18 protein-coding genes are annotated in these 20,304 nt (G+C 34.8%); all 18 read left to right on the forward strand.

The genetic code is table 11. From position 1 onward, the window contains the following. Window positions 1-14 precede the first annotated feature (14 nt). The 18 genes from HSACCH_RS09160 (at window position 15) to HSACCH_RS09245 (ending at window position 20,292) form a co-directional block, all read left to right on the forward strand. Complete coding sequence (locus HSACCH_RS09160; RefSeq protein WP_005489355.1) at window positions 15-4,466, forward strand: translocation/assembly module TamB domain-containing protein; 4,452 nt, start codon at window positions 15-17, stop codon at window positions 4,464-4,466. 10 nt (window positions 4,467-4,476) lie between these two features. Beyond that, window positions 4,477-6,198 carry a BamA/OMP85 family outer membrane protein gene (locus HSACCH_RS09165; protein ID WP_005489356.1) on the forward strand — a complete coding sequence of 574 codons (1,722 nt, stop codon included), beginning with the start codon at window positions 4,477-4,479 and terminating at the stop codon, window positions 6,196-6,198. An 83-nt stretch (window positions 6,199-6,281) separates the two neighbouring features. Then, the gene (locus HSACCH_RS09170) at window positions 6,282-6,734 is read left to right on the forward strand and encodes an OmpH family outer membrane protein (RefSeq protein ID WP_005489358.1); all 453 of its coding nucleotides are present in this window, start codon (window positions 6,282-6,284) and stop codon (window positions 6,732-6,734) included. 44 nt (window positions 6,735-6,778) lie between these two features. Next, window positions 6,779-7,663 carry a hypothetical protein gene (locus HSACCH_RS09175; RefSeq protein ID WP_005489359.1) on the forward strand — a complete coding sequence of 295 codons (885 nt, stop codon included), beginning with the start codon at window positions 6,779-6,781 and terminating at the stop codon, window positions 7,661-7,663. 13 nt (window positions 7,664-7,676) lie between these two features. Beyond that, on the forward strand, window positions 7,677-7,997 hold the full coding sequence (locus HSACCH_RS09180; RefSeq protein ID WP_005489360.1) for a hypothetical protein: 321 nt from the start codon (window positions 7,677-7,679) through the stop codon (window positions 7,995-7,997). Beyond that, complete coding sequence (gene lpxD, locus HSACCH_RS09185; RefSeq protein WP_084815757.1) at window positions 7,984-9,093, forward strand: UDP-3-O-(3-hydroxymyristoyl)glucosamine N-acyltransferase; 1,110 nt, start codon at window positions 7,984-7,986, stop codon at window positions 9,091-9,093. Before HSACCH_RS09180 ends, lpxD begins: the two co-directional genes overlap by 14 nt. A gap of 65 nt (window positions 9,094-9,158) precedes the next feature. Next, complete coding sequence (lpxC, locus tag HSACCH_RS09190; RefSeq protein WP_040477341.1) at window positions 9,159-10,025, forward strand: UDP-3-O-acyl-N-acetylglucosamine deacetylase; 867 nt, start codon at window positions 9,159-9,161, stop codon at window positions 10,023-10,025. Between the two features lies 1 nt (window position 10,026). Continuing rightward, window positions 10,027-10,476, forward strand: a complete 450-nt coding sequence (gene fabZ, locus HSACCH_RS09195; RefSeq protein ID WP_005489364.1) for a 3-hydroxyacyl-ACP dehydratase FabZ — start codon at window positions 10,027-10,029, stop codon at window positions 10,474-10,476. A 21-nt stretch (window positions 10,477-10,497) separates the two neighbouring features. Then, complete coding sequence (gene lpxA, locus HSACCH_RS09200) at window positions 10,498-11,316, forward strand: acyl-ACP--UDP-N-acetylglucosamine O-acyltransferase (RefSeq protein WP_040477343.1); 819 nt, start codon at window positions 10,498-10,500, stop codon at window positions 11,314-11,316. Window positions 11,317-11,326: 10 nt separating this feature from the next. Continuing rightward, complete coding sequence (locus HSACCH_RS09205; protein WP_005489366.1) at window positions 11,327-12,157, forward strand: LpxI family protein; 831 nt, start codon at window positions 11,327-11,329, stop codon at window positions 12,155-12,157. Then, window positions 12,151-13,296, forward strand: a complete 1,146-nt coding sequence (lpxB, locus tag HSACCH_RS09210; RefSeq protein WP_005489367.1) for a lipid-A-disaccharide synthase — start codon at window positions 12,151-12,153, stop codon at window positions 13,294-13,296. Before HSACCH_RS09205 ends, lpxB begins: the two co-directional genes overlap by 7 nt. Beyond that, window positions 13,289-13,894, forward strand: a complete 606-nt coding sequence (lptC, locus tag HSACCH_RS09215; RefSeq protein ID WP_005489368.1) for an LPS export ABC transporter periplasmic protein LptC — start codon at window positions 13,289-13,291, stop codon at window positions 13,892-13,894. The genes lpxB and lptC overlap by 8 nt, the downstream gene beginning before the upstream one ends. Next, complete coding sequence (locus tag HSACCH_RS09220; RefSeq protein ID WP_005489369.1) at window positions 13,887-14,549, forward strand: LptA/OstA family protein; 663 nt, start codon at window positions 13,887-13,889, stop codon at window positions 14,547-14,549. The genes lptC and HSACCH_RS09220 overlap by 8 nt, the downstream gene beginning before the upstream one ends. Next, the gene (lptB, locus tag HSACCH_RS09225; protein WP_005489370.1) at window positions 14,539-15,258 is read left to right on the forward strand and encodes an LPS export ABC transporter ATP-binding protein; all 720 of its coding nucleotides are present in this window, start codon (window positions 14,539-14,541) and stop codon (window positions 15,256-15,258) included. The genes HSACCH_RS09220 and lptB overlap by 11 nt, the downstream gene beginning before the upstream one ends. Window positions 15,259-15,273: 15 nt before the next feature. Next, complete coding sequence (locus HSACCH_RS09230; RefSeq protein ID WP_005489371.1) at window positions 15,274-16,374, forward strand: LptF/LptG family permease; 1,101 nt, start codon at window positions 15,274-15,276, stop codon at window positions 16,372-16,374. Between the two features lie 13 nt (window positions 16,375-16,387). Continuing rightward, the gene (locus HSACCH_RS09235; RefSeq protein WP_040477344.1) at window positions 16,388-17,680 is read left to right on the forward strand and encodes a DUF3084 domain-containing protein; all 1,293 of its coding nucleotides are present in this window, start codon (window positions 16,388-16,390) and stop codon (window positions 17,678-17,680) included. Continuing rightward, window positions 17,673-18,089, forward strand: a complete 417-nt coding sequence (ruvX, locus tag HSACCH_RS09240) for a Holliday junction resolvase RuvX (protein ID WP_005489373.1) — start codon at window positions 17,673-17,675, stop codon at window positions 18,087-18,089. Before HSACCH_RS09235 ends, ruvX begins: the two co-directional genes overlap by 8 nt. Before the next feature lie 319 nt (window positions 18,090-18,408). Then, entirely contained in the window at window positions 18,409-20,292 is a 1,884-nt protein-coding gene (locus HSACCH_RS09245; RefSeq protein ID WP_005489374.1) for an S-layer homology domain-containing protein, read from the forward strand. The last annotated feature ends 12 nt before the right edge of the window (window positions 20,293-20,304 follow it).

Here is a 20,304-nt window from a genome sequence, read left to right on the forward strand (position 1 = left end):
GTGGAGGTTTTTAAATGAATAAGCAAATAAAATATCTTTTAGGGGTGTTAATTGTACTGCTGATTGCAGCTTATTTTTTCAGTTTGCTAAGTGGTTTACCCCAATATTTTAAAGATGATATTATTGCTTTTCTGGAAGAAAGAGTTTCTGGTGAAATTTCTTTCAGCTCTGTCTCATTATGGCCTCTAAATCGAATTCGTCTTAATTCGTTTGCCTATCAAGATCAAAATGGGAATCGTTTTAAAATGGAGCGGCTTAATCTCGATTATAATTTAAATTTTAGAGATTTTGATAAATTAATAGAAATTAGATTTCTAGAAGCAGTAAATGCTGAAATTATAATTACTGAAAATTTTTTAGCTGCTGCTTCTGAAAATAAAGCAGATAATTTAATAATTGATAACTCTGAATCTCAAGAATTTCGTCTTTCTGATTATGATCTGCCCAAATTTTTAGAGGATATTAATGTCAATATTAAAGATTCGCAGTTAATTATTAAAAATCAAGATTTTAATCTAGAATTTGGTAGCCTAAATCTTGGTTTAGATGCCAAAAGTTCTAAAGATTATAGTTTAAATTTATCAACTTCACTTCTGATTAATAATTTAAAGTATAAAGATTTTAAGTTATCTAATCTAGAAGGAGAAAATATAGATCTGCAGCTGCAGAGAAAAAATGATAGAGCTAATCTTTATTTTAATGGCAAAAGTTTAGCTTTAAAGCCCTTTGTAAAGCTGCTGCAAAATAAAAGTTATAGTTTTCAGGCTTTGAATATTGATCTTAATTCAGCATCCGGCAATTTTTCTGCTAAAGGAGAAGTTGAATTTGGAGAAACGGAAATTGTAAATTATAATTCAGAAATTAATTTTTCCAGATTAAACCTGGCAGCTTTTTACCAGCGAAACAGCCAAAACGAAAAATTAAATTTAAACTTTAATGATTTAGAGCTGCTTTTATCTGGCCCAGAATTTAATTTAGCTGCAGTTGATAATCAATTTTTGCTGGACAACAATAAGGTGGAATTTTCTTTAAAAGTTGATCCGGATTATCAGTATCAGATAAAATTAACAGCAGCTGACTTTAAATACGATTATGATTTCTTAAAACCTGAATTAAGTTCAGGAAATATCTCTTTTGATTTGAAACTGGAAGGTAAGCAGCAGCAGCTAAAGCGAGCTTATGCAGATGTTAGAGCTGAAAATGTCATTAATAAATATGCGGATATCAATAATTCACATTTAACTTTAAAATTAATTGATAATGAAATTTTTGTAGAGCAAGCTGAGCTTAGACTAGCTGACGATTCTAAAATAGATGTCCAGGCAAGTTATAATCTTAAAGAGGGAAATTATCTTTTAAGTGCTGAAGCTGAAGAAATTAAAATTTCAAACAACTTGATATTACTCTTAGAAGAATATAACTTAGCTGAGTCATATCTACAGCAGCTTCGAAAAGTTGAGGCTGACAGACTCGATTTTATTTTGGATATTGCTGGTTATTATAATATCGAGCGTGGTATTTCAGCTTCTGGAGATCTTGATTTTAACTTTAATTTAGAAGAGCAAGATAGTGAGATTAATTTACAGAGCAAATTCTGGTATACTAATCAAAAACTATTTTTTGATTCTTTAAAAGTAGTTAGTGATTTTGCTTATTTTGATCTGCTTGGTGAAATAGATTTTGGGGCTCAAGAATTTGATCTTCGTTATGCTGCAAAAAATGTTGAGCCAGCTATTATAAATAAATTATTTGATTTTAATTTTGCTTATATAAATGAAATTAATCCGACCATTAAATATGCAGAAGGCCGCCTTGCTGATAGTTTTAATAATCCTCAAATTACTATTGGTTTAAAGATGGACGAATTAGGATATCAAAATTATATTCTGGAAAATATAAAAATGAGAGCTGTATATGAAAATGATAACCTTGAACTGACAGAAGCTAAAGCTTCTGTTAATCAGTCGCTAATTCGGGCCAAAGGTGGAATAAAAAATTTATCAGCAAAACCGACAATGGATTTAAATATTAGAAGTGAAAACTTATATTTTCAAGACCTTGCTTCTGCTTCAAAAAATGAGCTTCCTCTAAGTGGTCAACTGTATTTGAATGCTGACTTAACTGGAGCTATCAGTGACTATAATCTTGATTTTAGAATCAATACCTCTAATCCCATAGTTACTTTTGAGGGCCAGGAATTTGAACTATCAAATTTGAGCAGCACCATAAAAAAAGAAAATGGCAACTTTGAGATTGAAAACTTAACTTTTGAACATCAAAACTTAGCCTTTAAAGCTTCTGGTATTTATAATTTAGAGACTGGTTTTGATTTAAACTATCAATTAGAAGGTATTGAAATTCAAAAATATTTAAATAACTACCCCGAGTTTTCGGATAAAATTTCCGGTAGTTTAAAGGTGGCTGGTTTTCTTAAAGGACCAATAGAAGCAATGATTATCAACTTCAACCTTGCTTCCGAAGCTCTCTATTATGATGGTTTAAAATTAGATATAAAGGAAAATAATTTCGAATATAATCTACAAAATGATCAGCTTAATATTAATGAATTTGCCTTTGATTTTGCCTCAGGAGAATATCAGTTAAATGGTCAGGCATTTAATCTAAGTGCAAATCCAAAAACTGAACTTGAATTTGAATTGGTTGAAGTACCAACCCAGATTATTTTAGAAAAATATTTAGGTCTATCCCCCTTCGCTCAAGAAGTTACACTGAAGGGAAAAAATCAGATTCAGACAGAAGGTAGTCAATACAATGTGTCAGTAAATATAGATGCTTATCTGGCTCAAGCAGAACAGAGCAGTTTTAATTTAAATGGAGAAATTGGTAGAGAAATTGATCTGAATTTTAAAGGATCAGAAATACCACTTGGATTTTCATCTGAAGAATATGACTTTAATTTAGATTTAAATGCAATGCTTGGTCTCAGTGGTAATATAAGTGGTGGGCTTAGCAACCCGGTTTTAAATTTAAGTCACAATCTTAATAGAATTGAAATTAATAATACTGCTATTGAGTCAATTGAAGGCAATATTTTATTAGAAAATGACAGAAGATTTTCTGCTTCAGAAACCATTACTTTTCTGGAAGGCGGAAATTTAGATATAGATGGAAGTTATTCTTTTAATGATGAGGAGTTAAGTTTAAGTTCTAGGCTGCAGTCACTGCCTATTTCCTTTATCTTGTCTTTCTTTGGTGATCAAATTACTGGAAATGGTCAACTGAATGGTAATCTAAGGGCTGAAGGAACTATGCAATCCCCTCAATTTAGTGGAGATTTAGGAATTGAAGGCGAATCATTAGAAGTTGGAATTTGGTCTCCTATCAAAAATTATGAGGCCCAGATAAACTTTAAAAATGACCGCGCAGTTTTGCAAAATGTTAAGGGAGAGTTTGTAGATGGAGATTTCGAAATTGCTGGGGCTTTTAATCTGTTAGAGCTAGATAATTTTTGGGATTTAAGCTTAAATGGTCAGGAATTATATTTTGATTATGGTTCTTTAGAAGGGCCTTTTGATACTGAACTAAGCTTTAGTGGTCCACTGATGGATCCATTACTTAAAGGAGAGATCAATCTATATAATTTTATGGTTGGTATTCCTTTTGAATGGCCAGCAGCTCAGGACCAGGCTGAATCTGAAACTGAAGCTGAGGCAGAGTCAATTGAGTCTGGAAACACCCTTGTACCCCGCATTGATCTCGAGCTTATCCCAGGAAATAATGTAAGAGTTAAAAATTCTAATATAGATATTTTAGTTCAAAATGGTGATTTAAGTCTTGATTTTAATCAAAGCCGCGATAACTCGTTGATGATGGAGGGAAGACTTAGAAGTACTGAGGGTAGATTTAATTACTATAACTCTCGCTTTACTTTAAATAATGCTGAAGCTCTTTTTACACCGGTTGATGAAAGAGATATTCCTAATTTGCTGGTAAATGCGACTACTTATGCAAGTGGTCGGGAAATTAATATTATCTTAAATGGACCAGCCGATAATATGAATATTAGTTTTAGTTCCAATCCGGAAATGACAGAAGAAGAAATTTTAAATCTTTTGTCAAGCAGAGGTGCTTTAGGCTCTGCAATAATTGGAGGAGAAGATATAGGAGTCCAGCAGATAATTATGCAGGAATTAATTAGAATTGCTAATAGCTTTTTGCAGGAAGATGTAATTTCAGGTATTGAATCAGATTTTAGAACAGCTTTCGCCTTAGATAGAATAGAGATCGATGCTCTTCAGTATGGTTTAGAAAGAGAGGTTGCTATTTATCTTGGCAAAAATATAAGTGAGCGTTTTTACCTTGAATATGCAGCATTTTTTGGCGAGGATGTAGGCGATAATGAAATATCTTTCCAATACAGATTAAATGAGATAACAACTTTAAAGGGAAGCTATTTTGGTGATGATGAATATCAAATAACTTTAGAAAATGAAATTGAATTTTAGGAGGAGAAATATGAGGAAGAATTTGTTCTTTGGCTCAATAATATTGTTAGCTTTATTATTATTTTCAGGGGTAACTGCAGCCCAGAATATACCTATTGATGAGGTAACTAAAATCACTGTGGAGGGAAATGAATATGTCAGTGATTTCGAAATTCTTAACTCTGTAGCTACAGAGGTTGGAGATCAAACTGATCAAGAATCTTTAAGAGCAGATATGCAGTCCATATTTGAAATGGGTTATTTTTCAGATGTTAATATAGTTTTTGAAAATTATCAGGGTGGGCTCAATGTGATCTTTGAAGTTGTAGAAAACCCTATTTTAAAAGAAATAGAGATAACAGGAAATGAGCCTATTTACAGTAGAGATAAAATCTTAGAAATTTTAGATTTGAATTTAAATACTGTTTTAAATGTTAAAAAAATGAACGAAAATCTTAAAAGTCTGCAGGAAAAAATGCAGGATGACGGTTATATATTAGCTCGTTTTAAAGATGTTAATGTTTCAGATCAAGGAGTATTAACTATTGATATTAGCCCTGGTTATCTAAATTCTGTAGAAATCAGCGGTAATACTAAAACGGATGATGATGTAATTTTAAGAGAAATGCCAATTACTGCTGGAGAAGTAGTTAATATCAAAAAAATCCAAAAAGGATTTCAAAATTTAAGCAGACTTGGCTATTTTGTTAATCTAAATCCAACCCTTGAGCGGGTAAATCCAGAAGAAAACACTGCCAATTTGGTTATCAATCTGGAAGAAGGAAAAACTGGTAACTTGAAATTTGGTGGAGGTTATAGTTCCAATGATGGCTGGATAGGTTTTGTGGATGTCAGTGAAAAAAATCTGTTTGGTAACGGTCAGAATATTGGTGTTAAATGGCAGTTTGGGGATACCACAACTTATTCCTTAAATTTCTATGAGCCTTATCTCTGGGACAGCGAATTCTCTTTTGGTTTTAGTGTTTATGATCGAGAAACAGACAGAACTACCTCTGATGACTTAGATTATCTTAAAAAAAGCAGAGGTGGTAGTATCAGTTTAGGCCACCCACTGCCTAATGATTGGAGAACATCTTTGAGGTACAAAATTGAAGATACAGAAGAAATTTGGAATGAAACCGCTACTGCCAATGGAGTTTCTGCAGTAGAAGGTGAAACGATTTTTGGTTCTGATAATGAACTTCGTTCGATGACACTTTCATTTAATCGTGACACTTCTAATAATAGATTTCATCCTACCTCTGGTTCAATCAACAACCTGAGTGTAGAATATGCCGGAGATTTTTTGGGTGGAGATATGGACTTTACTAAGTATAATTTAGATACAAGAAGATATTATCCAGGGTTTAAAAATCATGCCTGGGCACTAAGGATGAAGCTTGGTTTAAGTGATCGCAAAACTCCATTAGCCGGTGAAGAATATGACCTTGGTGGTTCAGATAGTCTGCGCGGTTATGAACGCAGTGACTTTGATGATGAAGAAGCTAACAATCATCTACTGCTCTTTAATGTAGAGTACAGAATACCATTTAACGATAGTTTTACGGGCGTTATCTTTACAGATGCCGGTAATGTCTGGGCAGATACTGACAGCATTGCTCTAGATGATTTATCTATTGGTTATGGATTAGGGATGCGGATGAATACCCCTGTAGGTCAGCTAAGACTTGATTATGGTTGGAATGAAGATTCTGATGGGCAGCTGCACTTCAGTATAGGAAATACATTTTAATTATTAAAATCAATTATTGCAGTAATCTAAACAGTAATCTAGCTAAGCAAGCGATAAAATAATTTATCTGGAGGCAGAAAGCAATGGAATGGAGTGACCGAAAGTTTCAGATTGCAGTAATAGTATTACTGCTTGCTATTTTAAGTTCAGTCTTGCTTTTGGGTTTATTTAAGCAGGATCAAAGTATTGATAGTGTAGCTTATGTAAATCTAGAAAAAGTTTTTGCTGAACATCCAGCAAGAACAGCTGCTGAACAGAAACTGAATCAAAAAGCGGCTGAATATCAACAACAGCTGGAACAAAATGGTGAAGAACTTTCTGGAGCTGAACAAAAAGAACTTTTAAACTCGTATCGAAAAGACCTGCAAAATTTAGAAGCTGAATTATTAGACTCTGTTTTAAAAGAAGTTGAAAAAATTATAATTGAAACAGCAGCTGAAAAACAGGTTAAATTTGTTTTAGAAGAGGAAGACGTGCTTTATGGTGGTTTTAATTTAACTGATGATGTGCTGGCTAAATTAAAAAGTGAGTGGTAAAAAATTATAAAAAGGGAAGTTAAAATAATAGGAGGGGAATTGTAATGGATAGAGAAGATTATCATTTTATTTCACTTAAATTTTTGACAGCCATTTTGATGGCATTATTCTTTGCTTTTCTCCTCGTCTATGTTTTTTCGCCTGAGGTAGCAGATGATTATCAGGTTTATAGTTTTGATAGTGAAAGTTTAAAAAAACCAAGCAATTTAAAGGTTTTTGAGGAAGATGGAAATGGCAGCCTTTCTCTAAATACTGCTGAGAAAGAAAGTTTTGAATCAGCACTAAAAACAAGAAGTTTTAAGGTGATGGCTGCAAGCAAAAATGCAGTTTTAACTGTTTTAACAAGTAATCATTTAGATAAAATTAACGGCTTAAAAGAAGAAGAAGATTTATCTTTAAATGAGCTGAAAATGAACTTAAATAATGAAAGCGAAAAACTGCTGCAGGAAAAAAGGCAGAACTTAGAAGCTGAGTTATCAGAAAAACTGCAGAAGATTAGACAACAGGTAAAAGAAAAATATTCTGATTACAGTCAACAGGAAATAAGAAATAATTATTTAAAAATTATTAATTTAAGGATTGCAGTTGAAGTTTTAGCCAAAAATGAGGAAGAAAAAGAAAAATATCGAGCCCGACTGCGTCAGGTAGAGCAGGAACAGGAAAAACTTCTGGCCGAAAAAAATACTGTTTTAAATCAAGATATATCTGAGGAAACAAGAGCTTTAATAATGGATTTTAACAGAGAATTTGCCAGTTATAGACAGCAGCTCGAAAGTAAACATCAAGAATTGATAAACAATAGAGAAGCTGAGATAAAAGAAAAATTAGCAGCTTACAGGCAGGAGATAAAGTTAGAACTTAGCCAAAAAAAGCAAGAAAAAGCAGCAGAAATGGATCAATTAATAGCTGAAAGTCAAGAATATTACTAAGGAGTTAAAGCAAATGCATTATTATCGTAAAGCAGCTGCAGTATTTATTTTAATTATTACATTAGTACTTCCATTTTTTCTGGAAGCTGAAGCAGAAGTTGCCGTAGTAGAAATTAAAACTCTGTTAGCAGAAAGTGAATATCTTAGTTCAAAAGCTGCAGAAAATAAAAAACCAGAAACTGTTGAAGCAGAAATCCTTAAAATAATAAAAAAAGCAGCAGCAGAATTTGCTGAGGAGAACAATTACGGCAGTGTAGTAACAAAACACCAGCTTTATAAAGGTGGTAAAGATATAAGTAGTCAATTAGCTAAAAAAATTGATGCCGAAAATTAACTATATATTTAAATGGGGAGGACAAATAACATTGATAGCAGAGAGGGAAAAAGAAAATAAATATAAAATATCTAAATTAGCAGAAATCACAGAATCTGAAATAAAAGGAAACAGAGAATTAGTAGTAGATAATGCACGTGGTGTCTCCGAAAGCATTGAGACTTCTGTTACTTTTGCTGATCAAATAGAGTACCTACATGAGGCTTTAAAGTCTGAGGCTGCAGTTATTGTCAGCAGTTATGAAATTTGTGAGCAGGTTGAATCTGATTTGAAAGCAGAAAAAACTTTTCTTCTAACAGATCATCCACGCCGAGTTTATGCTAAAATTGCAGATATCTTAACACCTCGTCCTTATGAGAACAAAGAAATTTCGGAAAGAGCAGTTGTCGATCAAAGCAGTAAGCTTGGTAAAAATCTTTCTATTCACCCGGGAGTTGTAATTGCAGAAAATGTTCAGATAGGTGATAATAGCATTATAGCACCAGGAGTAATTATAGGACCGGATGTTAAAATTGGAGAGAATTGTTTGCTTCATCCAGGAGTAATAATAGAAAGAGATACAATTATTGAAAACGATGTTATTATCCAATCCGGTGCTGTAATTGGTTCTGATGGCTTTGGTTTTGCTACAGATGAGAGTGGACACCATAAAATACCACAGCAGGGTAATGTGATTATTGAATCTAAAGTAGAAATTGGAGCCAATGTTACTATTGATAGAGGGGCAAGTGGGCCGACGATAATTAAACAGGGCACAAAACTTGATAATTTAATTCAAATTGGTCATAATGTTGAAGTAGGAGAAGAATCCCTGCTTGTTGCTCAATCTGGAATTGCTGGCAGTACAACTTTAGGACGCAGAGTTACTTTAGGCGGTCAAGCGGGAGTTGTTGGTCATATTAAACTGGCTGATAATACGATTGCTGCTGCTCGAGCAATGGTTACCTCTAGAACTAATGCAGGTGATTTTATTTCGGGAGCACCAGCACAAATCCACCGTGACGCTCTTAAAGAACAGGCTTATTTAAGAAGACTGCCTAAATATATTGAACGGATAAAAGAACTGGAAAAAAGAATCACAGAATTAGAAAAATAAATAATTCTTGAATTCTAGTGTCAAGAAATATATAATAGACTATTGAAAGGCATTAGAAAGAAAGGATGACGGATTTGTATATAGAAAATGAAGCACAGCAGACTTTAAAAAAAGAAATTGTTGTAGAGGGAATTTCCTTACATTCTGGTGAGGATGCAAAAATTAGGTTGATGCCTGCAGCTGAAAATACAGGGATAGTATTTTATCGTGCAGATTTAAATCAAAAAATAAAAGTAAAAGCTAAGCCAGCTTCCGTAGTTAATTTGATTAGAAATACTACAATTGGAAGTCATAAAATAAAAGAAGCAAAAATAAGCACAATAGAACATTTAATGGCGGCAATCTGGGGCAGTGGTATAGATAACTTAGAGATTGAAGTATCAGGTCCAGAGATACCGGTAATTGATGGCAGTGCTTTTCCATATTATCAGGAATTAATCAAAAGTGGTCTCAGAAAGCAGCAGGCCCCAAGAAAGGTATACCAAATAGAAGAAACCATCTTTGCTAGAGAAGAGGATTCATATATCGCTATTTTGCCCTATGATGGTTTTAAAATTTCATATACCCTAGATTATGATCATCCTGTAATTGGAAGCAGCTATTTTGAATTTGAGGCTGAAAAAATGGATTTTGCTGAAGAAATATCTAAGGCAAGAACCTTTGGCTTTGCTTCTGAGGTAGAAAAACTGCATGAGCAGGGTCTGGCCCTGGGAGGAAGTCTTGATAATGCAGTTTTAATTGAAGCAGATAAAACAGTTAATCCACTTAGATTTGAAAATGAATTTGTAAGGCATAAAATTTTGGATGTTGTTGGAGATATGTTTTTAAATGGAAGAATCAGAGGCCATATTATGGCAGTTAAATCAGGCCACAGGCTGCATGTAAAATTAGCAGAAAAAATTAGAGAAAAAATGCTTGAGGAGGAAAATTAATTTGAGTGAGGTAAACGAGATAATTGACATTAGTGTAATAAGATCGATACTCCCACATCGTTATCCTTTATTATTAGTTGATAAAATTGAGGAAATAAAGAAAAAGGAATCAATTATTGGAATCAAGAATGTAACTATTAATGAGGAATTTTTTCTGGGGCATTTTCCAGATCATCCAATTATGCCGGGAGTTTTAATTGTAGAAGCAATGGCTCAGGTAGCAGGAATCTTAATTTATTATAGTTTTGAAGGAATGGAAGATAAACTTCCGATTTTCACTAGTATTGATAAGGCAAAGTTTAGAACACCTGTTAAACCAGGTGATCAGTTAAGAATAAAGGTTGAAATAGTTAGACTGCGCAAAAAAGTATCTAAAGTGCGTGGAGAAGCTTATGTGGGCGATGATCTTGCTGCAGAAGCTGAAATGATGTTTACTTTTGAAAAAAAATAGTTTGAGACCTAAGGAAGGGGAATGATAGTCTTGGCAGCAGAAAAAAAGGGGAAAGTGCTCCACATGAGCAATATTCATGAAACAGCGATTGTTGCTCCTGGAGCTAAGATCGGGAAAAATGTAGAAATCGGACCTTATGCAATTATAGGAGAAAATGTAGAAATAGGAGCAGGAACAGTAGTTGGTCCACATGTTGTAATTAAAGGTTGGACTACTATTGGTAAAAATAATGAAATATTCCATGGGGCATCTATCGGTTTTGAGCCTCAGGATTTAAAATTTGATGGAGAAAAAAGCTATCTCTTTATTGGTGATGATAATACAATAAGAGAAAATGTAACTATTCACCGGGGGACCGCTGATGGTGGCGGGGAGACAAGAATTGGTAATGATAATTTATTGATGGCTTACTGTCATGTAGCACATGATTGTCAATTAGGCAGCCATATTGTAATGTCTAATGCAACAAATTTAGCAGGCCATGTAGTAATTGAAGATCACACTGTAATTGCAGGCATGGTTGGAGTCCATCAATTTGTACGTATTGGTAAAATGAGTATGGTTGGAGCTCACTCTAAGGTAGTTAAGGATGTACCTCCTTATATTTTAGTAGATGGTCATCCAGCTGGAGTCAATGGTATTAATGTAGTTGGCTTAAGAAGAAATGGAGTTACTCCAGAAAAAAGAAGAGAAATTAAAAGAGCTTATAAAACTCTCTATAGATCTAAATTAAATATTGACGAAGCTATAGAAAAGATGGATCAGGAATTAGATGCCAGTGAAGAAATTGAGCATTTCCTGCGTTTTTTACGTAATGCCAGCCGCGGAATTTGCAGGTAGGTGAAAATAAATGACTAAAAAAGCTTTAATTGCAGGGTGGGGTGAACTACCCCATCTCTGGGCTGAGCGAGCACAAGCAGCCGGCGAAGACTTTATAATCTTAAAAATAGCAGAAGAAATTACAGCAGATTTCTCTGATCTTGCTGTTGAAGAATATACTGTTAATTTAACTCAATTTGCAGAAATCATAAAAATTATAGAAGCAAATAAGGTTGAGGAGATTATCTGGCTGGGTAAGGTGCAGAAGGCTCATTTATTTGATAATTTCAATCCTGACCAGACTCTACAGCAGATACTGGCTGAACTGCCTGATTTTAATGATGATACAATTTTATTAGCTCTGGCCGAAGAATTTATAAAAAGAGAGATTAAACTTATACCCCAGACTTATTTATTGGAAGATCATTTAGCTAAAGCAGGTCTTTTAGCAGGTGATCCTGATTTAAAAACCAAAAAAGAAATGAAATTTGCCTTTGAGACTGCCTATAATTTAGGCCGTTTTGATATTGGCCAGACTGCCTTAGTTAAAGATGGAGCGGTGATGGCTCTAGAGGCGATTGAAGGAACTGATGCAGCGATTAAAAGAGCGGCTGAATATGGTGGCCCGGGTCTTGTAATGGCTAAATGCAGCAAAAAAGAACAGGATTTTCGTTTTGATATTCCTACAGTTGGCTTAAAAACACTTAATAATTTAATTGAGGCTCAGGCAAAGGCTTTAATTATTGAAGCTGACAAAACATTTATTTTAAATAGAGAAGAGTTCTGTCAACAAGCAGCTGCTAATAATATCATTGTAGCGGCAGCAGAATTTAATGAAGGAGAATTGATCCTACCTTGCTAAAAATAATGGTTTCTGCAGGAGAGATATCTGGTGATATGCATGCTGCTGCAGTGCTAAAAAAAGTTAAAGCAAAATATCCGGAAGTTGAAATCTTTGGCATGGGCTCAACTGCTTTAAAAGAAATGGGAGCCGAGATTTTAATTGATCCAACAGAGATCAGTACTATTGGCTATATTGAAGCTTTTAAAAATCTAAGACAGCATTTTAAGCATTTATCTAAACTGAAAGAATTACTTAGAGAGAGAAAACCAGATTTAGTATTTCTGGTAGATTATTCTGCTTTTAATATGAAACTTGCTAAAGCCTGCAGTCAAGCAGGAATTAAAGCAGTCAATTATTTTCCACCATCTGCCTGGGTTTATAACAAAAAAAGGGCGGCTAAAATGGCTTCTTATGGCACTAAAATAGCTGCTGTGTTTCCAATGGAACAAGATGTATATGAGCAGGCAGGTGCAGAAGTAACTTTTGTAGGCCATCCACTTTTAGATTTGGTTGAAGTTTCAGCTCAAAAGTCTGAGCTGAAAAAAGAATTTAAAATCAAAGCTGAGGCGAGAGTAATCGGGCTTTTCCCCGGCAGCCGCCGTGGAGAAATAGAATCTCTTTTGCCTGAGATGCTGCAGGCAGCTTCTGAATTAAAAAAAGAGAAAGCTGATTTAAAATTTTTAGTTTCAGCTGCTGATGGCATTAATAAAGATTATCTGCAATCTTTTGTTGAACAGAGTCAAATTGAAGCTGAGATAATAGAAAAAAGCAATTATAAAATAATGAAAACAGCGGAATTTATAATTACAGCCTCTGGTACTACTTCACTTGAAGCTGCAATTTTAAATACGCCGCAGATTATCTGTTATCAGGCAGCCTGGACTTCTTATTTTCTGGCTAAATATATTTTTAAGATAGAATTTGTTGGTCTGCCCAATATTATTTATGGCAGCCAGGTTGTACCGGAGCTGCTGCAGAATGATTTTAAAGCAGAAAAAGTTGTAGAAATTGCTTTAGAGTGGTTAAATGATCAAAACAAATTAAATAAAATAAAAAAGAAACTGCAGACAGTCAGAGAAAAACTTGGCGGTGGCGGGGCAGTAGCTAGAACAGCAGATTTACTGCTTAAAGAAGGAGGGCTAAAAAATAGTGGATAGAAAAAGTATTTTTTTAGCGCTCTTTATTTTTATAATTATAGCTTTGGCTTTTTATTTTACTATTTATGAAGTTCCGATTGTGCCCGAAGATCCAGCAGTTGAGGAAGAGAATTTGGCAGAAGAAGAACTAGAAGGTGTAGAATTCACTATTTATAATGACCAGGAAAATCAAAAGTTAAAACTTAAAAGTGATAAAGTTGATAATTTTAAAGATGAGCAGCGAATGGAATTAAGCCCGGTTGAAGTGGAGGTTTATTCTACCGAAAGTGATGAGCTGCTTTACACTTTAGATGGTGATTTTGGTACTTATTATACAGACCGCAAATATCTAGAGATTAGAGGTAATGTTGTAATAGATAGCGCAGAATATCATATTTTAGCAGCTGAACTCGATTATGATATGCAGCAGAATTATCTCGAAGGCAGGGGCTCGGTTAAAATAAGCGGCAGTAATTTTAATTCTACTGCTGGTACTTTTAGTTCTGACCTTGATTTAAAAGATTTAAAATTAGCTCAAAAAGACAGTACTAAAAGAGCACAAATAATTTTTAAAGAGCTGAGAGAAGGTTCTAACAAAGAGGAGTCTAATCATGAATAAAAAAATTTTTATAATTTTATTAATAATATTTTTAGTAGTACCTGCAGCAGGGGCTAATGCAGCCAGAGAGTTAAATGGTGACAAATTGGATCTGCAGCAGACTGAAGATGGTCAGATTATTACTGCCCTGGGCAATGTGGAATTAATTTATGATGAGCTCAGGATTACGGCTGAGGCTGAGGCGATTTACCGCCGTTTTAATGGTGAAATTGAATTTAGAAAAAATGTAGAATTTTTCTATCAGGAGTATCAGGGTCAGGCAGATGAGCTGACTGGTAATCTAGAAGAAGAGATTATACATTTAATAGGTGATGCGGAAATCAAAGGACCCAGCTCATTATTAGAGGGTGATAAAATTTCTGTTTATCAGGCTGAAGATCGAATCGAAGTAAAAGGCAATGTCTATTTGGAATATAATGATTTTTGGGCAGAGGCCGATCAGCTGACATATTACCTTGACCGAGAATTTATGCATTTAGAGGGTAATGTCAACGGTGAGAGAAATGGAGAAAGCTTTGAAGCTCAAGCTGCAGAGATAGATCAAAAAACAGAAGAAGTTAAGCTGCAGGGTCAGGCTAAAGTAACTCTGCCTAAAGAAGAAGTATCAGCAGATAATTCCGATCAGAATTCGGAGGCAGCAGGGAATGACAATTAAAGCTCAAAAACTAATTAAAAAATATAATAACGAAAGAGTAGTCAACGAAGTTGATCTGCAGGTGGAAAGAGGAGAAATTGTTGGGCTGCTAGGTCCAAATGGTGCTGGTAAGACAACAACTTTTTATATGATTTTAGGTTTGATTAATCCAGATGGAGGCCAAATCTTTTTTGACCAGCACAACATTTCTAAGCTTCCTGTTTATAAGAGAGCTCGGATGGGTATTGGTTATTTACCACAGGAGGCCTCAATTTTTCGCAAATTAACTGTTGGCGAAAATCTAAAAGCTATTTTAGAATATAGAGAACTAAGTGAGAAGGAAATGGAAACTATTATTATGGAACTTTTAGCAGAATTCCATATTGAAAATTTAAGAAACCGCAAAGGCTTTCAGCTTTCTGGTGGCGAAAGAAGAAGAGTGGAGATTGCCAGAGCTCTGGCAGCAGATCCTGCTTTTATCTTACTTGATGAACCATTTGCTGGAGTTGATCCGATTGCAGTTAATGATATTCAGGAAATAATTAGATATCTAAAAAACCGTGGTCTGGGAGTTTTAATAACTGATCACAGTGTTCGCGAAACTTTATCAATCACAGATAGAGCCTACATTATGCATGAGGGTAAAATTCTTTTATCAGGGAGTGCAGAAGAAATTGCAGAAAACGAGCAGGCCCGCAAGTTTTATCTGGGTGACAAATTCAAAATTTAGTGAGGTGCATCTTTTTTGAAAACCATTAATAAATATATCTATAAAGAATTGATTGCACCATTTTTCTTTGGAGTAGCAGCTTTTACCGGTATTTTTATTGGGACTGATTTAATTTTTGAGCTGACAGAATTTTATACAGAGTGGGGAGTAGAGGTTTTTACTTTAATCAGGCTCTTCTTTTTAAGTCTGCCAGAAATTATAGTTCTCACTTTCCCGATGGCTTCACTGCTGGGGACAATTATGGCCTATAATAGGCTTTCTGGTGATAGTGAGATTACTGCTATGAGAGCAGGCGGGGTCAGTATTATTTCACTGGTTTTACCTGCTTTAATTATGGGGCTTGTAACCAGTGGAGTGACTATTGGAATTTCGGAGTTTTTAGTTCCTAATGCTAACTATCAGGCTGAACAGATAATGTATCAGGCCCGACACGGTGAGCAGAGACCGGAAACTCAATATGATTTATTTTTAACTCCAATGGACAGCAGCACCCGCCGCCCAGATTATATGCTTTATGCCCACAGTTTTAATGGAGATAATGGGCTAATGGAAGATGTAGTGGTCCAGAGCTTTGAAGCTGGGGAACCTAATTCAGTGCTCAAAGCAGAAAGTGCTGAATGGTTAAGTGATGGCTGGCATTTTTATAACGGGACTGTTTTTTTCTTAGATCGATCCAACAGGCAGCCGGCGCTCGAATTCAGTTCTTACCGTTCAAATGAAGAAATCCATTCTCCAGCTCAGGCTGGAAAACTTGGTAAAGATATAGATGAGATGAATATTAGAGAATTAAATGAGCATATAGCCTTAAAAGAAGAGCAGGGAAGAGCAGCTTATGAGGAAAGAGTTGAAATGCACCATCGTTTTTCTATTCCCTTAGCCAGCTTTATATTTGCTCTGCTGGCAGCTCCCCTGGGGATTAAACCTCAGCGGTCAGCTGGTTCAGCCACAGGCTTTGGTATCTCAATTATCATTATTTTTATTTATTATGTTTTAATGACTGTCGGTGATGCCTTAGGTAGTCAGGGCAGTATTCAGCCCTGGCTTGGTGCCTGGCTGCAGAATATAGTAATTTTTATTGTTGGGATTGGGCTCTTGATTAAAACAGCCCGCCAGTGATTTAAAAAAGGAGGTGGAGATTATTAACGCATTTGTCATTATAATTTCTTTGGTAATTTTAAGTGGTTTAATAGCCTTTATTGGTGATAAAATTGGAATGAAGATGGGTAAAAAGCGAGTCTCATTATTTGGTCTCCGCCCCCGTTATTCGTCAATAATAATTACAATTTTAACCGGTGTTTTAATTGCTGTACTCTCTATCACAATTTTGTTGGGAGTTTATTCTGAGTTAAGAAATGCATTATTTAATATTAATGATGTTTTAAATAGGTTAGAAAGATTAAATCAACAGCTTGCCGAAAGAGACCAGCAGTTATCGGAAAGAGATCAAAAATTAGCAGCAAGAGATCAGGAGCTATCAAGACTGCAGCAGGAAATAGAAGAACGTGAACAGGAAATAGCGGCAAAAGAAAAAGAAATTACTGAAAAAGAACAAGAAATTGCAGCTAAAGATCAGGAACTGAAAAATGTAGAAAACGAATTAAAAGAGCTGGCTAAAAATAGAGATCAGCTGCAGAATCGAGTTGCCGAACTGAGTTCTCAGAGAGAGGATTTAGAAACACAGGTGACTGAGCTAGAGGAACAGATTGCCGACTTAGAGGCTGATTATGATGATTTGAGAGAGGTAGCAAATCAGCTGCAGGCTGGTGTGATTTATTATATGGGTGAGGATATAGTCTACCAGAAAGGTGATGTAATCTACAATGATGTTTTAGAAGGTGGTCGCAGTGAACAGGAGACTATTTCTGCTTTAAATGAGTATCTACAAAAAGCAAATCAAGTTGCTTTAAATCAGGAGATTCAGGTTAATGAAGAAACCGGGATGGCCTTACGTTTACAGACAGAGGATATTTTAAATGCTGCCCGCATTTTATATAATATGGACCAGGGAAGTAGAGTTATTGTTTCTTTAGTGTCCCGAGTTAATGTTCCTAAAAATGACTGGCTTTATGCCAACTTCCAGCTTTATGAGGATTTTATAGTTTTCGAAAAAGATTCTCTAATTAGCAGTCGAGTTATTAGTTCTGATCAAAGCAGTGAAGAAATTGAAAGTGAACTAGAAGCTTTATTACAAAATGTTAATGAAAAAGCAATTAATCAGGGCTTATTACCCGACAATTCAGGTCAGGTTGGTTCTATTAACTTCAGCCAGTTCTATGAATTAGTTAATCGAGTCCGCTCCAGCCAGGCTGAGGTTAAGGTAAATGTCTATGCAACTACTAATATCTGGCGAGAAGATAGATTGAGCGATAATCTTAAATTTGAACTTGAAACAGCAGCTGAGGAGCAAAATGCTGATGAATAAACATTTGCTTGCTCTAGATCCCGGTAGTTATAAGGTTGGTACAGCTGTTTTAGATTATAAGGCCCAGGAAAAAGAAAAGACTATTGTTAAAATAGAGGAATTAATTGATCATTTAAGAGAAATATTTAAGATATACCAGATTGAAGAGATCATTATTGGTAATGGCACAGGAGCCGAAAAAATAATTGAAATTTTAGAAAATAATTTCAAAAATAAAAAAATTAACTTGGTTGAAGAAGAATTTACTACTGAAGAAGCTCAAGCCCGTTACTTGAAGGAAAAACCAATGTCTAATTACGAAAAGCTGCTCAGAAAAATTGTTAGCTGGAAGCTGAAAAAGCCTTTAGATGACTATGCAGCCTTGATTATTGGTGAAAAATATCTCGAAAAACTTGACAAAAAGTCTTAGACCCCTTACAATAGGATTTGAGGAAAAAGATTAAATTTAGGTTTGACAGCTAGATTAATAAGCTGTTATAATTTAACTTGCAAATTGAAAGTTTAATAAAGCTTATAAACTCGAAGCTAAAATGCGGTGGAAAGGAGGTGCCCCCCGAAGCTGCGCAGTGGTAGAGTTATGAGAGTTCTACAATGCTTATATTTACATCGATTGGACAGATGAAGAGGAAACTAGGAAACTCGCTCGGATGTCCTCTATGATTGTATAGGTTATTAGAACTTATATATGAAAAAAGAAACATTACAAACAATCAAGGGGGATTTTAATAATGAAAAAACTTACAATTACAATTGCTTTAATGTTAGTCGTAGCATTAGCTATGCCTGCTTTTGGTGCTTCTTTCTCAGACGTACCTTCTGATCACTGGGCATATAATGCTATTAACAAGTTAGTTGCCGCTGGTATCGTTGAAGGATATCCAGATGGTGAGTACAAAGGTCAGCAGTCAATGACTCGTTACGAAATGGCTGTAATGGTTAGCCGCGCTTTAGATAACATTGTTGATGAAATGGAAGCTATGGGCGAAGGTCTAACTACTGGTCAAGCTGAAGACGTTACTGCTATCGTTAAGTCTTTAATGGAAAAGAACACTAACGATGAGCTTTCTGATGCACAAGCTGAAGAAGTAGCAGATATCGTTGATGCATTAACATTTGAACTAAGATCTGAACTTAAGGTTCTTGGTGCAGAAGTTGATACTCTAGGTAAAGACGTAGACGAATTAGCTGCTAAAGTAGAAGCTATGGAAGTACCAGAAGATAACATTGAATTTGGTATGGACGTAACAACTACATTTGAAGCTGCTAGTTATGGTGAAGACGCTGCTGAAGAAGGATACACTATTAATTTATTAGAAGATGGAGATGCTATTGATGAATCATTCACTTCTGATCCAGATGAATTTACATCTAAAAAAGCATTCTTCCAAGAATATGACTTTAATATCAACGGTATGTTAGGAGATGCTACATTTAACTTAGATGTAGATACTATTGCAAATGTATTTACTGAAGAAGATCATGTAGCTAACGCTGTATCTGAAACTAATCAAAATGATTTTATGATGGATTCTGCGTTATTAGAAGTTTCTTATAATAACTATAGTTTCCAGATTGGAGATTTAAATGATTATTCTGTAGCACCATACTTTAACGATGAAGAAGATCGTGAAGGTATTGAAATGACAACTTCTTACATGGATAATGATATTAAAACATTTGTATTAGGTGCAGATGTAAGTGAAGATACTTTTGGAACTACTACTGTTGATTCTGATGCTAATGATGAAGAATATTATGGTGTAGAAGTAGCTAGAGATATGGAATTCGGTAGAGTAACAGGAAAATTATATCATGCTAGAGATATTGATTTCGACGGATTTAATATGGCTGAGTATGCTGTAACTGCCGAGAAGAACGAAACTACTATTTTAGCTGCTCAAATTGAAGATGTAGTTATAACTGATGCAATTTCTATGGGTGCGGAAGTAGCTTTTTCTGATTGGGAGAGAGACGCTTATACAACTTACGACTCTGACGCTTCTGCTACAGAAGCAGTTGCTGCAGATGATGATAGTGATATTTACTTTAATGTAAACGGTGAATTCGTTGCAACTGAAGAATTGACATTAGATGCAACTATTGAAACAGTTGGAGAAGATTTTGTTGGCCCATACAATGATTTAGAAGAAGCTTCAGACTATGATATGTTCAACGTTGGTGCTGAGTATGTATTGAATGAAAACAATACAGTAACTGGTGCTTATACATTAGTTGATCATAATGAACCTGAAGATAAGAGTACTGTTGAACTTGGTTTAGAAAATGTATATGGTGACTTTACTAATAATGCATCTGTAGAATTTGTTATGAATGATGACTATACAGATGATTATGAAACAATGATAATTGTTTTAGGTACTGAGTATGCTTGGGACGAAACACTTACTCTTGGTGCTGAGTTAACTAACAAAACTAAAGATGAAGCTGGTACAGACGCTATCACATATAACTATTTAACAGCATTTGCTGATAAAGAGTTAGCTGATAACATTACTTGGAATACAGAAGCATTCTTCATTGATGGAGAATTAGATGAAATCAATGAAGGTCAAGGTAATGGTATGACAACTTCATTATCTGTAAGCTTCTAAATATAGCTTATA

Origin of the sequence: Halanaerobium saccharolyticum subsp. saccharolyticum DSM 6643, from assembly GCF_000350165.1 — a bacterium.
Classification (GTDB): Bacteria; Bacillota; Halanaerobiia; order Halanaerobiales; family Halanaerobiaceae; genus Halanaerobium; species Halanaerobium saccharolyticum.